This window comes from Pseudomonas sp. NFX5 (assembly GCF_049132125.1).
Taxonomy (GTDB): domain Bacteria; phylum Pseudomonadota; class Gammaproteobacteria; order Pseudomonadales; family Pseudomonadaceae; genus Aquipseudomonas; species Aquipseudomonas marginalis.
Genome location: NZ_JAFMZG010000012.1, coordinates 185,282 through 200,140, shown reverse-complemented (window position 1 = coordinate 200,140; position 14,859 = coordinate 185,282). Strand labels below are relative to the sequence as shown.

Below are 14,859 nucleotides of genomic sequence, written 5' to 3'. Positions count from 1 at the left end.
CCGATGGTAGTGTGGGGTTTCCCCATGTGAGAGTAGGTCATCGTCAAGATTAAATTCCGAAACCCCATTTGCGAAAGCAGATGGGGTTTTGTTTTGGGCGGTCGGAAAGTGCGAAGAGGCGCCTCGGCAGGGTCTTCAGTGCTAAAGTCCATGCCCATTAAAGGAAACAGGATCTCCGCTCGAAGTGCTAGCAGTACTTTGGGTAGGTCCAGGGGTAACCAAGGGTCGCTTTAGTGTCCTCGCAAGGCCTGTGAGTGGGCCTGCTGGACTTTATGATGGGGGTTGAGGGGGAGTCGCACTATCTCGCTCTCTGGGGTTGTCGCGGCCTCAGGGCGCTTTTCTGCAGACGAAAAAAAAGACCTTGAAATTCAAGGTCTTTCTTTAAGATGGTGCCCGAGGGAGACTCGAATAATAGCATAACTATCTAATTAACATAGTTTTATGCGTGTGTACACTTCCATGTTGTACCGTGAAGTGTACACCTTGCCTGTCACCAATAAGGGCTGGTATGGATGGAAGCTTGATCGGATTTCGCCATCAAATTTCCGACGAGCTGTAGATAAGATCTACAAGAAACGGGTCACGGATAGACTCCTAGTCTGCCAAAAAGGGCCGAAACCGACACATGACGAACTTTCGCGATCACTCGGGCGTCATGAGCACAGCAAGCGTTATCTTGATGAACTCCTCGTTCCGATCGATCGTGTCCAGGGCACCCCGAACATTGTTCTGCGACGTCCGCCGATCCGCGCATCTCTACCCAGTTTGAAAGCTCCATGATGGCGGCCTCCAGGGCGAGCTGGTTTTCGTTGATCTTGAATAGGAGGGAAGGGAGTAAGTCTGAGTTTGGCATTGTGCAATCCTCCGTGAAATTTTAAGCGTAGCAGGGGGGTACTGACCTAGGTAGGGGGTTGCGCATGGTCGGCAGGGGCGCCGGGAGGAAGGTGCATCCACAGTGATTGCTGCCAGTCACGAAGCCCTACAGTTGGCCAAAAGCGGTGGTCAACCACCAGTACCCTCTGGCCAGATCTGACGCTTTCCCAAGCATCGCAAGACTCCCTTGCCAAGACAAAAGCACTTGCACTATCTTCTCGCGCAGGGCGGAGATGGTCGCCTGGCGCCTGTTACGCGAAGCAAGAGCCCATCGTTGTAAACCCCCATCCCATGACGAATCCTTTTTGGACAGTCCGGTGAGCAGGCAATCGGTCATACGTCCATATAAGAGGAATGTCATGTCCGCTTTTTCCGCATTTAACGTTTTTAAATCGCTCACGAAATCGATCGCGAGCCAGCGAGGTTGGCAACTGGCCGATGCGCGTGAGCGGCTATCTGTCTCTGCTGGTTTTGCCTCCTTCCATGAACTTCGCACCACCGCGCATAAACAACCCCAGGACGTTCGGCTTCTCCATTACGTCTTTGGAGTAGATCAATTCGATGAAGTGGCCTTTATCCCGGATGTGCTTCAGCAGCTGAAGGAACAAGTGGCCCTCCTGGCCAAAGCAGAATAGCCTCGTGAAACCCTCACCTAACCTGACCATCAATGTGGCTGACCCCAAGGTATCGAGTAACTACCAAGACGATACTGGGGTGCTAGTTGTCTTGGCGACAGCTGAACTCACGGGCATTACAGAATATCCCCTTGCGAAAACCTTTCAGTTCTTGGCCGCGCGGTTCGATTTCGAAGTGAAATTCCGCGAGCTGCGGTGGCGCCTCGTACCGAGTTCTATCCATCTAAGCATGGCCGAGACTAAGGCCGACGAAGATTTTGACGACGAGGTTTGGTTCGATGAGTTTCCGTCCAGTGAGTTTTGGGACTGACTGTTAAATGAGTAAGTGCCTTTGTGAGAATCCGGAGTAGTTTCACAAGGATCTCGGAGAATTGGTTCCGTCAGAATGTCTGCCTCTGGGCCGTTTTCTGCCTGCCGCGAGGGGTAGAAAACCATTGCAGCCTCTCAGGCTCCGCAAAGGTCGGCCAAAGCGGCACATAACCAGGAATCGCTTTTGGGCCGATACTCGAACGGTAGGAGTGGGGCCGAACGATGAACCACTCGAGATGTGGTTCGTCATATCACCGCCAAGCGAGAGTATCAGCGCTTTCGCACGACCGTAAAAAGGTAGAAATGGTGTGAGCTCACCTCAAGCGCATCCTGAAATTGGATCACTACAAATTTCACAGCATGAGGCGCGGCCGATGAGTTCACACCGGCCGCCGCAGATGCAGAAACTGCAACGGCTGACTTAATTTGCATCTAAGGCCGCAGGCACAGGATAGACGCACCTGCACTAGCAAATAACCTGAAACTAATCCAATAAAGAGCAGCAAAGATCACCGCAGGACTGAGAAACCGCTCAATGTGGCGAGTAGGTGCTCCGCAGGTGGTGGTGACTGAGCTCAGGCGTGGGACGGTTCATACCTCTCAGTTGCCTGCAGGCCGCAAATAGCTATTTAAGCCGCCAGAGACGAGCAATATCCCGCGCCCGTTCGCGCAATAGTCGAGGTGCTTGCTGGCACGCATCGGCGAGGCTCATGGGGCCCGACACCAATGCGAAAGCAGCGTTGACGCCGTGTTCATACAGCGCCTCGTAGCGCTCACCGAGCGTGCCGGCAAGAATCACTACAGGTACGCCTTGCTCACGCGCAATACGCGCCACTCCCATGGGGGTTTTACCGCGCAATGTTTGACCATCACAACGGCCTTCGCCGGTGATCACCAAGGCTGCACCCTTGATCTTATCGGCAAGCCCGACCAATTCGGCCACCACTTCTATGCCCGGTCGAAAACCGGCGCCCAAAAACGCTTTCGCGGCGAACCCCATGCCTCCGGCTGCACCGGCGCCCGGAACGTCGCGAACATCCTGCGCAAGCACAACTGCGCAACAGTCGGCGAAATGAGTCAATGCTTGATCCAACTGCTCGATCTGCTCGCTGCTTGCACCCTTTTGCCGGCCAAAGGTAAATGAAGCGCCGTGGGCACCGCACAAGGGGTTATCGACATCAGCCGCCACTTCGAAACGGGTGCTATGTAGACGCGGATCCATCCCACTCAAATCGATACTGCACAAGCCAGAAAGAGCCAGACCTCCTGGCGTCAACTCTCTTGCACCAGCATCTCGGAAGCACACGCCCAAGGCATTGAGCATACCCGCACCACCGTCGTTGGTTGCGCTACCACCAATGGTGAGGATGATTGTCTCGGCCCCGGCATCCAGAGCATCAAGGATCAGTTGTCCAGTGCCGTAGCTAGAGCTGAGACAGGCATCACGTTGCTCCAGGGCCACCAGTTGCAGGCCGCTCGCCTCAGCCATTTCAATGACCGCGGTTCGCGTCTTCGCAAGCCATCCCCAACGGGCGCTAACCTCAACACCCAAAGGCCCACAAACTCTGGCGTGACGACACTCACCATGCAGGGCCGCCAGAATCGCCTCCACGGTTCCCTCGCCGCCATCGGCCATCGGGCATTGCACCAATTCAGCGTTGGGCAGCACCTCTGCCAGCCCCTGCGCAATGGCTTGTGCAACGCCATCGGCGCTCAGGCTGTCCTTGAATGAATCAGGTGCTATGACGATTTTCATGAGCGCTCTCCGGCGATAGGTGATGCCTCATGCTGACATTAGCGAACCGCTTAGGCTCCAGCTCCCGGCACAAGTACAGGCAAGCGCTTTTGTTCGCGCGCCTAAAGGATTCGACCGAATCGCGGCGTAGGCTTGGTCAAGAAATGTTGCCCTCATTAACAAAAGAGTGACGTCCAATGATTTTGAACCCGCACGCGGCCGTACAAACGCCGCCTCCCTTAGAGCCCATGACTGATTGGCCACGGGATTTCGACGTCCGTGCCGTACGAGCAGAACAGCAAGAACTATTCGAAAACGCCAGCCACCCGTCCCCTGCAAACACCACTCGATCGGAGACCCTCCATGACGCCTGAAACCTCTGCCATTGCGTACGTTCACGCCCGCGAGATACTCGATTCACGCGGCAACCCGACGATAGAAGCCAGCGTGACACTGGCCAACGGTGTGACCGGATCTGCCAGTGTGCCCTCTGGCGCATCGACGGGTTCGAGAGAAGCGCTGGAACTGCGCGATGGTGAATCACGCTACTTGGGCAAGGGCGTTCTGCGCGCCGTGGACAACGTCAACAGCGTGATCGGCGCACGGGTCAAAGGGCTTAGTGCCTTAGACCAGAAGGCCGTCGATGAGGCCATGATCAAACTGGACGGCACTGAGTCCAAAAGCGCCTTGGGCGCCAATGCGACGCTAGCCGTATCGCTGGCCACCGCACGAGCTGGCGCACAGCACCAAGGCCTGGAGCTGTACGAGCACTTGGCCTCCCTCTACGGTCAACCTGGACGATACGCCTTGCCCATACCGATGATGAACATCATTAACGGCGGTGAACATGCCGACAATAATGTGGACATTCAGGAGTTCATGATTCAGCCAGTGTCAGCCACATCGTTTCGCGAGGCACTGCGCGTGGGAGCCGAGATCTTTCATTCCTTGAAAGCTGTATTGCGCGCTCAAGGCTTGAGTACCTCGGTCGGCGACGAAGGCGGGTTTGCCCCTTCGCTGCCCTCCAACGAAGCCGCTTTGGTGGTCATCCAGGAAGCCGTGGAACGGGCAGGCTATGTGCTGGGACAGGACGTTACCCTGGCGCTCGACTGCGCAGCCTCCGAATTCTTCGAGGACGGGTTTTACCATCTGCAGAGTGAAGATCGTCGATTCGACTCCGAAGACTTTTCCCGTTACTTGAGCTCACTCTGTGAGCGCTACCCCATCACTTCTATCGAAGACGGCATGGACGAAAGCGACTGGGACGGCTGGAAAAAACTGACCGCTCATCTGGGCGAACGTGTGCAATTGGTCGGCGACGATCTGTTCGTCACCAACACGCGCATCCTCAAGGACGGTATAGATCGAGGGATCGCCAACTCGATCCTGATCAAATACAACCAGATCGGTACCTTGACCGAAACCCTGGCCGCCATCCGCATGGCTCAAGCGGCGGGCTACAAAGCGGTCATCTCACACCGCTCCGGGGAAACGGAAGATACCTTTATTGCCGACCTCGCTGTCGCCACACGGGCCGGACAGATCAAGACCGGGTCGCTGTGCCGGTCGGACCGAGTGAGCAAATACAATCGTTTGCTGCGTATAGAAGAAGCATTGGGCGCCTTCGCGGTTTACGGCGCAGGTACTCGCTAAGCCTATGCCGAGTGCTGATACCGGCGAACTGTCCAGCTTTCCAACCTCAGGCGCTGATGCAAGTCCGCGCCTGTTTTATGCCTGAACATCGAGGCTCAACCGTCAGCCATCAGTTGCACACCCAGATACAAGGTAATCACATTATCCAGCTGGCTTAGATCCATCTCTGTGATCTCTGAAATCCTGTCCATCCGATAACGCAGCGTGTTTCGATGAAGGCCCAGTGCATCTGCACAAGTTTGAATTTGCCCACTGTGCTCGCACCAGCTTCGCAACGTCTGCATCAACTGACCATTGCTGTCTTTCGCACGCACCTTGTTGACGACGGCGAGTAGTTCCTCGATCACATATTCTTCACGATGAGCCCATAACATCGCTGGCAGACGCAAGCGCGTCAGCAGCAAGAGCCGCTCTGTCTTCAACACGGCACGACCATAGGCCGCTAGCGCCGTCACATGCGTGCAGACTTTGCGTAGCCGCTCAATTCCTTGGGCAGGCACGCCGAAGGCCACACGAACAGGCGTCCAGCCTCGGGTGTGCATTTTTTGAAGGTACTTGTGAGGATCGACCCCGCTCTGAGCGGGGCAGCACCACAGGACAGTCTTAGGCGACGGACTTAGACACCAACTGTCTGGAACCCTCGCCAGCAGCCATTCACTGACCATCGTCGCGACTTGCATGGAGGTCAGCTCAATCAAGAGTGGCGTGCGCGTGAGCTGGTGTTTGAGCCCTAGCTGCTGCGCTTCGTCCAACAAGCGAGGACAGTCTCCCGAATCCGCCAAAAGCAAGGCCAGCAAGTCATCGCTGCGCTGTTTGCGCCATTGTGACTGCACTTCGCGGTGCCGTTGCGAAACTAGCATTTCAGCGGTCATGCGCAGCAGTTCTGCGTAAGTACGCAGCTTATGCGGATCGCCCGTAAGGCCCAGCACGCCAATCAAACGTTCATCGTGCATCAGCGGCACGTTGATACCTGGCTGGACCCCTTTCAGGCAGGGAGACGACTGCACTTCGATTTCCACCACGCGCTGGTTCGCCAGGACTAGCTGGGCACCCTCATGACGGGTGTTGATCCGCTCGGGCTCGCCACTGCCCATAATCAAGCCCTGGCAGTCCATCACATTGACATTGAAAGGAAGGATGAGCATTGCTCGATCGACAATGTCCTGCGCAAGCACATGATCCAACTCAAACATTGTTTTTACCTTCGAAAATGACTCGTCACGCGACCGGCGCAGCTATCTGATTTCAAATTGAAGGTCGCCTAAAAAGAAAACGTCGACTCCGGGAAGGAGCCGACGTTGAGCCAGTCCAAACTTCTGATTGCAGAAGCTTAGACCTTCAAAGCAGGCGCCAGGCCCACCTGTTGAGAGCCGTTGCTATGAGCGTCATGGGACGCGGATTGGCTGGCGACAGGGGGCGCCACTTCATCAGGCTCCGGCTGACCGTTGAGTGCACGATTCATCTTCGCCGTATCCAGTGCTCCAACCCACTTGGCAATCGCCATGGTGCCGACGCCGTTGCCAATGGTGTTAGTGATGGCACGCGCTTCAGACATAAAACGGTCGACACCCAACAACAGCACCATGCCAGCCACCGGGATGGTTCCCAGCGAAGCCAAAGTGGCCGCCAAAATGATAAAACCCGAACCGGTCACCCCGGCCGATCCCTTGGAGGTGAACATCAGCACGGCCAGCACGATCAATTGGTCCATCAAGGTCAATGGTGTGTTGGTGGCCTGGGCAATGAAAATGGCGGCAATGGTGTAGTAGATCGCCTGCCCGTCAGGGTTGAACGTCAGGCTCGCCGGAATCACCATGCCGGCAACGGGCTTGGAAACGCCTGCCTTCTCCATCTTGGAAATCATCTGCGGCAGTACCGACTCCGACGAGCTGGTGCCCAGCACAGTGAATAACTCTTCCTTAATGAAGCGCAGGAATTTCCACAGGCTGAAACCACTCATGCGGCAGATGGGACCGAGCACGAAGATCACAAACACGATGCAGGTGAGATAGACACAGGCCATCAGCTTGCCCAGCGAGAACAGCGAGCCGAAGCCGTATTTGCCGATGGTGAAGGCAATCGCGCCGAATGCGCCAATGGGGGCCAAGCGCATGATCATGTTGACCATTCGGAACATGCCCTGCATCAAGCTATCAAGCGTGTCGACGAAGAATTTTGCGCGGGGGCCGACCTGTGCCAGGGCGACGCCCAGCAGCACCGAGAACAATAGGATCTGCAGCACATTGCCTTTGGCAAAGGCATCGACAATGGTGTTCGGGATGATGTTCATCACGAAATCCATGAACGTCGTGTGCTTCGCTGCGGTGGTGTAGGTATCCAGGCTTGACGCGTCCAGCGTCGCGATGTCGATGTTCATGCCTGCGCCGGGCTTGAACACGTCCACCACCACTAGACCAACCACCAGCGCCAGGGTCGATACCACCTCGAAGTAGATCAGCGCGCGCAAACCAACACGCCCTAACTCCTTCATGTTTTCCATCTTGGCAATGCCCGTTACCACCGTGAGGAAAATCACCGGTGCAAGGAGCATCTTGATCAACTTGATGAAGGCGTCGCCCAAGGGCTTCAGTGCTTCACCGGTTTCAGGAACCGCTACACCCACGACGGCACCGAGGATCACGGCTAGCAAAACTTGAACGTAGAGCTTTCCCAGAATTCTTTTCATGACAGGGCCCTGATTTTTTATTGTTGTCAGGAAATGCCAAGGGCAGGATCAATGACCCATCCCTTGGCGGTATGCCGCAGTTATTACTTTGAATTAGCGGCCAATCAGCTTGATTACAGCGTCGGTGATCTGCCGAGTGGTTGCCGTACCGCCTAGGTCAGGCGTGTGCAAACCGCTTTCGGTTACAGCTTCGATGGCGGACATCAGTTCCTTGGCCGCCGACGCCTCGCCCAGATGCTCGAGCATCATGGCCGCAGTCCAGAAAGTTGCGATCGGGTTGGCGACGCCTTTACCGGTGATGTCGAAGGCGGAACCGTGGATCGGCTCGAACATCGATGGGAACTGGCGCGAAGGATTCAGGTTGGCAGTCGGTGCAATCCCCAGGCTACCTGACAAGGCGGCGGCGAGGTCGGAAAGGATATCGGCGTGCAGGTTGGTCGCCACGATCACATCCAGAGTGGATGGCTTAAGCACCATGCGCGTGGTAACGGCATCGACGAGTTCTTTGTCGATTTTCACATCCGGGAAGTCCTTGGCCACCTCGTAGAAGATCTCATCCCACAACACCATGCCATGGCGCTGGGCGTTGGACTTAGTAACCATAGTCAAGTGCTTGCGCGGACGGCTTTGCGCCAACTGAAAGGCAAAACGGTGGATACGCTCAACACCGGCACGGGTGAACACGGAGACTTCAGTGGCCACTTCTTCTGGCAAGCCACGGTGTACACGTCCGCCGTTGCCCGAGTACTCACCTTCTGAATTTTCACGAACCACGACCCAGTCGATCTGATCACCATTGTGCAACGGGCTTTTAACGCCAGGAAGCACACGGGCAGGACGTACGTTTGCGTACTGGTCAAAGCCTTGGCAAATAGGCAGACGCAGTCCCCACAAAGAAATGTGGTCAGGAACGTTCAGCGCACCCACGGCACCGAAGAAAATGGCATCGAAAGTCTTGAGTTCTTCCAGGCCGCCTTCCGGAATGTAGTAGCCATTTTTCAGGTAGTTATCCGAATTCCAGTCGAAGTCCTTGAAGGTAATTTCAAAGCCGACTTTCTTGGACAGCGCCTTGAGGACTTCAACCCCGGCAGCAATAACTTCAATGCCGATACCGTCACCAGGAATCGAAGCAATTTTGTAAGCACTCATTTGGGAACACCTTTGTAAGTTTTGTTTTGCCCGTCAAACGGAGTTGTTCGATCAGGGTGTGTTCCGAGTATAAGTATTGAATCGGAAGGTGTGAGTTACTTGAAATCACTACATAATTTACTTTAAGTTATGAATCCTTCGTCCTTTTTGAGGCGTAAACCACTCGAGACCAAGCCTCCAGGTAAACAGTCGGGCCGGTGCGGATTTTGAAAAGGTGGTTACGGTTTCATGGTGGCTCGCCCCCGAAGCAGGCGCAGCACTGACGGAAACCAGAGCACCTTCATCTAAGGCTCCTGCTTTTGCAGGTTGAAAATGCTATTCAGACAAGCCATGGGCAGGATATATGTATTGATGATGCTTCAATCAAACTTAAACGCCCCATACATCACTTTGAGTCATGAATGAGCCAGACCTTAGACCTGTCGTTTTTTTACCTGCTGGCCAACCAAGGCAGCCTTGCCGCCACGGCTCGCGAGCTGGGGGTCACCCCTCCGGCAGTGAGCAAACGTCTATCGGCGCTGGAGGCCAGGCTGGGCATTCGTTTAATCAATCGCACCACCCGCTCTATGAGCCTGACCACAGAGGGTGAGCTTTACTTCTCCCACGCGGCGCGAATCCTGACGCAGATCGATGAGGTCGAGCAGATGGTCAGCAGCAGTCGGGCAACTCCCAAAGGGCTGATTCGGGTCAACGCATCGCTCGGCTTTGGTCGCCGCTATATCGGGCCGGCGTTGGCGGCCTTTTACAGCCGCTATCCTGAGGTTGAAATACAACTGGAGATCAGCGACCATCCACTGGATCTGACGACCCACGGGTTTGACCTGAGCATCCGTTTCGGCACACTGCCGGATGCAGCATTCCATGCTCGCAAAATCGCATCCAACCGTCGTTTGCTCTGTGCCTCTCCCCTTTACCTGCAGAAGCACGGCGCACCTGAGCGACTGGCAGATTTGCAGCAGCACAACTGCATTTTCATCAGGCAAAACGAGACGCCTTATGGCGTATGGAGTTTCGCAGCAGGTAGCCGTACTCAAAACATCAAAGTGCATGGCGCCCTGGGTTGCAACGACGGCGAGGTGGCCTTGAACTGGGCGTTGGAGGGTTACGGCATTCTGATGCGAGCAGAGTGGGACATTGCCCGGTATGTGCGAAGCGGCCGCTTGCAGTTGATCCTTGAAGATCAGAGGCCTACCCGCGCGGATGTCTATGCAGTTTACCCCCAGCAACTGCAGCTATCTGCACGGGTTCGCACCCTGATCGACTTTCTGGTCGAGCGCTTTGCTCATATCGATCATTTGAGCGAAGCTGAATGAGCCCATTGACTTACAACCCGATGGACCGCAAACAGCGCAGGCAAAGCGCCACGGGGCCAGACTGATGCCAGAGGCATGTAGAACTTGCCGGAATACGTGATCTTGGAAGGGCCATGATTCACTGTCGCTCAGCGGCTTGCCCTCAGCTTTCGGTAGAGGAACTGCCCACAGGGGTCAATTAAGGAGCCGAAGTGATCGGGTTCCTCTTCACGGCGTAAAGCCAGTTCAACATCGCTACCAACGGGACGGTGCCGCAGCAGGAATTTCGCGTCGTACCGTATCTCCCCGGTAGCAGTTTAACTCTTGTTGTCTTTGTCGTCCCCGACAGGGGATGTCGTGTAGAAGTCAAGCATCGAATGCCCACAGCCTCGACTGGGGCTAGCTCATCATAGTGCGGCCACGACTGTCAGCTTTTGGCCGATTCTGTTGAAAAAGTCGGTCCTTCCGGACTGCCTGCATACTGACCGCTGAAAACGCCTTTTTTTGCGCGCCGCTACGCGAAATCTGAGCCCGGAATCCTCTGTTCAAAACATAGATTTCAATCTCAAACGCGTATTTTTCTGCCGTAGAAACCATGGCCGACTTTTTCAACAGAATCGGCCGTTTTCTGACCTTCGCTTGGGGTTGAACTGCCAGGATTTCCCTAGGCGATGAGTGAGTAACTGCATGGTCAGCAAAAAGTAATAGCGCGTCGACTCAGCGTGCTGGTTCACGTGGTGATTTAAAAACCAAGCGAGATGCTTTTGCTGCCAAGCCCATGGGTTGTCGCGTTGCCAGCGCTCAGCGATAGCTGTTTGGATAGCCTTCGCTTGGCGAAGGTGACGCTGGCGTGTGGCATGCGACCCGCTCAGGACACCCCTAAGGAACAGCTCCATATCGAATGGCTTGCTCATGTTCGACCACCAATGTAAGCCGATACCACGTCGATACGGCCGTGCCCGAGTTCATAGCTGATTTGGTCTCGAGCCTCACGATCGAGGCGTTGGTCGAGCTGATAGCAACGGCCTCCGTTGATGGGGGCGAGATGCTGGGTGATATGCTCGTAGCGTTCGCACGCATAGGCCGCCCGCAATTCGTGGAAGCCTTTGAGGTTGTGCGTATGGAGGATGACTCGTGCGGGACGCACGATTTCCCGTTGGAAATCGAGGTAGCGTTCGTTCGGTGCAAGCAGGTTGCGGCTACCGTCGGGTGAGACTTGAAGGGCGAACTCCAATGCTTCGCGGATGTGATCGTTCACGGTAATCCAGCGAGGGGCCGACGCACCGGATCGGCCACCTTTGGTGCCCTCCTGGATGTTGATCTTGCCAAGTTTTTCGGCCTCGCGTTGCAAGCGAGGTAGGTCGGCCAAAATGGTCTCGCGCAAGCGCATGCCGGTGGCTCGGGCCAGCTGCGCGATGGCCGCGGCGCGCGGCATTTGGTGTTCGCAGAGCATGTCGACGATCCGCTTCACGTGTTCGCGGTCTTGGCCTTGCGGCACCGAGCGACGAACACTGATGCGCCGCATGCCTAGTGCCTTGCTCGGACTCGGCACTTTCACATACTGATCACCGCGAAGCGCGGCCATGGTCCGGTTCACGCTGGATAACCGGTTTTGCGCGGTGGCGATGCAGATAGCCCCTTGTTCAACTTGCTGGCGCAGATGCCCGGCATAGTCCAGCAAGGTCTGCCGATCAATTTTTCGCGCATCGTTAAACCCCGGTCCATCCTCCGACCGACACCACCGCACAAACGCCTGCCACCGATCACTGTGTGCCTTGACCGTTCCGTAATGTCCGCCGCCAAACATATCGCGCAATGCCTGCGGCCCGGCATAACTCAGTTGTCGTCCATACCCAAAATTTCGCCCGTCACGTTTACCTACCAGTGCCATGATCAAACTCCTCTCGAAGCCCAACTTTTAAAACCATCCCCACGTCATCCCGCCAAGAATGTTGAGTGTTATCAGGGATCAAGGCCCCTGCGGCCTGTGAGGGGTGTCCACTGACGCGGGACAGGCGGCTCCTTACGGCCAAGAGCTTGGGCATCTCATGATCTGGCCTCCTGAGCACTTCCGAGGAAGTGGGCGGGTGGAGGCTGTGCTGGCTGACGAGGCCAATGCCGCGAGATCCTGAGTCAGGTGAAGGCAGGGATGTGATGACCGGGGCGTGCCTGACTGTCAGTCAGGTGCAGTCCATTCCGTGGGCTGCGGCACCATCATCTGCATCGCTGTTGCTGGTGGCTTCGGTGTTTGTCACGCCGATTGTCACGAGGGGGAATGCCGCAAAGCCTTGTACGATTTGGGCTGCAGCAGCGGTAGGCGCGTTCGTCTCTTCCTGGAAGTAAGAGACGAACGCAGGTTGGCGCAGTGAAATGGCCAAGCGGATAGGTTGCTGCAGGGCAGGAATGTAGAGGTATGAGTTGCCGCAGTGGGCACTCTGGTAGAAGTAGGCATCCATCACATCGCTGTGACTGTGCGAGCCGCCGGACGCTAATCGCACTTGGGGGTGAACCACCACGATGTGGCGTAGCCTCAAAGGTTCTGACTACCTGGGTTGCTGTCAAGGACAGCGCTTGCACGATCTTTTTTACGCCTGTGGATAATTTGGGTCAAGGCTCGATTTTTCGGGGATTCTGCGGCTGTGGATGAAAGTATCCACCGGTGGAAATCAGTGGTTTTCCACAGACAGTTACGTGGGCTTTAGATTTTTTAAGTGAGGTCCATCCAAGCAGGGCGGCTTTGCAGCCCCGCTTGGATGGACCCGCGAGGAAGGGTGGACAGCGGTGATCTCACAGGCTTACCCACGTTTGAATGCGCCACGGCTATTTTATAGGGCTGTGATGTTGTCGCAGACCGAGTCGAATTCGTGAGGCATCCCGTGATCGCTGTATCGCCGCTTAGTCTGTATCGATAGGAAACTTATCATCTTTGCGTGCGTGGGACGCTGTTAGAGGCGATGCAGAAGGGCGTGCGAGGAACTGATTAACGCGAGTATCAAATTGATCGCGAAGGTTGGCTGTAATGCCTTCTTTGAGGGCATCGAGATAGTCCGCATACCACTGCATCATCATCCGACGTTGCGATAGGTATAGGGCTTGATTGTACTCACCAGAGATGCCGCCCTCGACGTGAGCCAATTGGCTTTCTACATGATCCTTTAGCCAGCCATGTTCGCGCAGCAGCGTGCTTGCGGTATGACGAGTGCCATGGCTGACGAGTCGTCCTTTATAGCCGATCTTGGCGAACACCAGGTTGATCGTGTTTTCACTGATGACTGGCTGCTTTTCACCATTGCCAGGGAATAGATACCGGCTGCGTCCAGTGCTTTGATTCAGTTTGGTAAGCATGGCGATCAATTGATGAGGTAGAGGGCTGACGTAATCTCTGCGCATCTTCATGCGGGCGGCCGGGATGGTCCATATCCCTTCCTCGAAATCGATCTCTTCCCATTTTGCATAGCGAACCATGCCGGGGCGGCTAGCCGTCAGAATTGTCATCCATGACGCAATCCTCGCTGGTAGCCGGCTGGTGGTCTTGCTTAAAGCCCGGAGAAACTCAGGTAGTTCGTGTTCGTGCAGATGTGGGTAGTGTTGAGTGGGCGGTGGAGCTATCGCAATGGCATGGAGTTCGGAGGCTGGATTATGTTCGCACAGGCCGCGTGCAATGGCTTGACTGAAAATCTGTTTCAGCCAGGTCCGGGTCTTGTCCGCAACATTGAAGGCGCCTCGTTTTTCGATGCAGGCCTGCAGTTTTGCACAGTCGCTTCGAGTAATGAGCTCCAGTTGCTTTTCGCCGAGAGCGGGCAGTAGATCCTTATCGAGATAGTCGCGGATCTTCTTCAGCGTCGCGCTGCTGCGGCCGGAGTCCGCTTTGAATTGGTACCAGTACTCCGCGGCTCGCCTGAAGGTGTTGAGCCCGGCCTCCTGCTGTCGCAGCTTGTCATCGCGGCGTTTTGTGCCGGGGTTGGTGCCTTGCTTGAGTAGGTTGCGGCATTCTGCAGCTCGTTCACGAGCTTCCTGCAAGGAGATATGCGGATACACACCCAGTGACATGCGCGCCGCCCGACCCTGATAGGTATACCGGAAGTGCCAGTACTTGCTGCCGTTGGGTTTCACCAGCAGGGCAAGACCCGAACTATCACTCAAGGTAAACGGTCTGTCGGCAGGCTTGGACGCTTTGATTTGTAAGGCGGTCAATGGCATCGCTGTACACCTCCGGTTCTCGAACTGGAATATGTACAGAAAATGTACCAAAAAGTGGCTGGCTTGCAAGAGATGGGGGTGGAACCCCAGAGACCAAAAAGCCCGCAGTTAGCGGGCTCTAGGTGTGTTTCGTAGACGCTGGTAGTCGTCTATGTACTGCAAATGGTGCCCCGAGGGAGACTCGAACTCCCACTCCTTTCGAAAACGGATTTTGAATCCGCCGCGTCTACCAATTCCGCCATCAGGGCTCAATGGCGGCGAAGTATAGAGATGAGATTACCGTTGGTCAATCACGTTTCATGGTCTATTTTCACTATTTCCGCTAGA

At 55.5% G+C, this 14,859-nt stretch carries 12 protein-coding genes, 1 tRNA gene and 1 pseudogene; 4 read left to right on the top strand and 10 right to left on the bottom strand.

Annotated features, from left to right (window positions below; genetic code table 11):
* Positions 1–642 precede the first annotated feature (642 nt).
* Positions 643–853, bottom strand: a pseudogene (locus J1N02_RS08155) (hypothetical protein).
* A gap of 379 nt (positions 854–1,232) precedes the next feature.
* Between J1N02_RS08155 and J1N02_RS08150 the strand changes: the two are divergent.
* Positions 1,233–1,508: a hypothetical protein gene (locus J1N02_RS08150; RefSeq protein WP_139273555.1), complete on the top strand. Its 276-nt coding sequence runs from the start codon at positions 1,233–1,235 to the stop codon at positions 1,506–1,508.
* 4 nt (positions 1,509–1,512) lie between these two features.
* Positions 1,513–1,818: a hypothetical protein gene (locus J1N02_RS08145; protein WP_092233794.1), complete on the top strand. Its 306-nt coding sequence runs from the start codon at positions 1,513–1,515 to the stop codon at positions 1,816–1,818.
* A gap of 624 nt (positions 1,819–2,442) precedes the next feature.
* Here the strand turns inward: J1N02_RS08145 and J1N02_RS08140 are convergent.
* Complete coding sequence (locus tag J1N02_RS08140; RefSeq protein WP_092233799.1) at positions 2,443–3,573, bottom strand: glycerate kinase; 1,131 nt, start codon at positions 3,571–3,573, stop codon at positions 2,443–2,445.
* Positions 3,574–3,915: 342 nt separating this feature from the next.
* Between J1N02_RS08140 and eno the strand changes: the two genes are divergently transcribed.
* The gene (eno, locus tag J1N02_RS08135) at positions 3,916–5,205 is read left to right on the top strand and encodes a phosphopyruvate hydratase (protein ID WP_092233801.1); all 1,290 of its coding nucleotides are present in this window, start codon (positions 3,916–3,918) and stop codon (positions 5,203–5,205) included.
* Between the two features lie 95 nt (positions 5,206–5,300).
* Here eno and J1N02_RS08130 read toward each other — a convergent pair whose 3' ends face one another.
* The 3 genes from J1N02_RS08130 to J1N02_RS08120 all read right to left on the bottom strand — a co-directional run bounded on the left by J1N02_RS08130 (position 5,301) and on the right by J1N02_RS08120 (position 9,040).
* Positions 5,301–6,398 carry a sugar diacid recognition domain-containing protein gene (locus J1N02_RS08130; protein WP_092233804.1) on the bottom strand — a complete coding sequence of 366 codons (1,098 nt, stop codon included), beginning with the start codon at positions 6,396–6,398 and terminating at the stop codon, positions 5,301–5,303.
* 137 nt (positions 6,399–6,535) lie between these two features.
* Positions 6,536–7,891 carry a dicarboxylate/amino acid:cation symporter gene (locus tag J1N02_RS08125; protein ID WP_092233807.1) on the bottom strand — a complete coding sequence of 452 codons (1,356 nt, stop codon included), beginning with the start codon at positions 7,889–7,891 and terminating at the stop codon, positions 6,536–6,538.
* Positions 7,892–7,984: 93 nt separating this feature from the next.
* The gene (locus J1N02_RS08120; RefSeq protein WP_092233811.1) at positions 7,985–9,040 is read right to left on the bottom strand and encodes a tartrate dehydrogenase; all 1,056 of its coding nucleotides are present in this window, start codon (positions 9,038–9,040) and stop codon (positions 7,985–7,987) included.
* 401 nt (positions 9,041–9,441) lie between these two features.
* Between J1N02_RS08120 and J1N02_RS08115 the strand changes: the two genes are divergently transcribed.
* Entirely contained in the window at positions 9,442–10,353 is a 912-nt protein-coding gene (locus J1N02_RS08115) for a LysR family transcriptional regulator (protein WP_092233813.1), read from the top strand.
* A gap of 587 nt (positions 10,354–10,940) precedes the next feature.
* On the opposite strand, the gene J1N02_RS08110 is transcribed toward J1N02_RS08115, so the two are convergent.
* The 5 genes from J1N02_RS08110 to J1N02_RS08090 form a co-directional block, all read right to left on the bottom strand.
* The gene (locus tag J1N02_RS08110) at positions 10,941–11,246 is read right to left on the bottom strand and encodes a hypothetical protein (RefSeq protein ID WP_092233817.1); all 306 of its coding nucleotides are present in this window, start codon (positions 11,244–11,246) and stop codon (positions 10,941–10,943) included.
* Complete coding sequence (locus J1N02_RS08105) at positions 11,243–12,223, bottom strand: integrase domain-containing protein (RefSeq protein ID WP_092233819.1); 981 nt, start codon at positions 12,221–12,223, stop codon at positions 11,243–11,245. Before J1N02_RS08105 ends, J1N02_RS08110 begins: the two co-directional genes overlap by 4 nt.
* Positions 12,224–12,512: 289 nt before the next feature.
* Positions 12,513–12,788 (bottom strand): hypothetical protein, encoded by a 276-nt coding sequence (locus J1N02_RS08100; protein ID WP_092233821.1) that lies wholly within the window; start codon positions 12,786–12,788, stop codon positions 12,513–12,515.
* Between the two features lie 439 nt (positions 12,789–13,227).
* On the bottom strand, positions 13,228–14,532 hold the full coding sequence (locus J1N02_RS08095; RefSeq protein ID WP_092233825.1) for a tyrosine-type recombinase/integrase: 1,305 nt from the start codon (positions 14,530–14,532) through the stop codon (positions 13,228–13,230).
* A 163-nt stretch (positions 14,533–14,695) separates the two neighbouring features.
* Positions 14,696–14,780 (bottom strand) — tRNA-Leu (locus J1N02_RS08090).
* Positions 14,781–14,859: the final 79 nt, after the last annotated feature.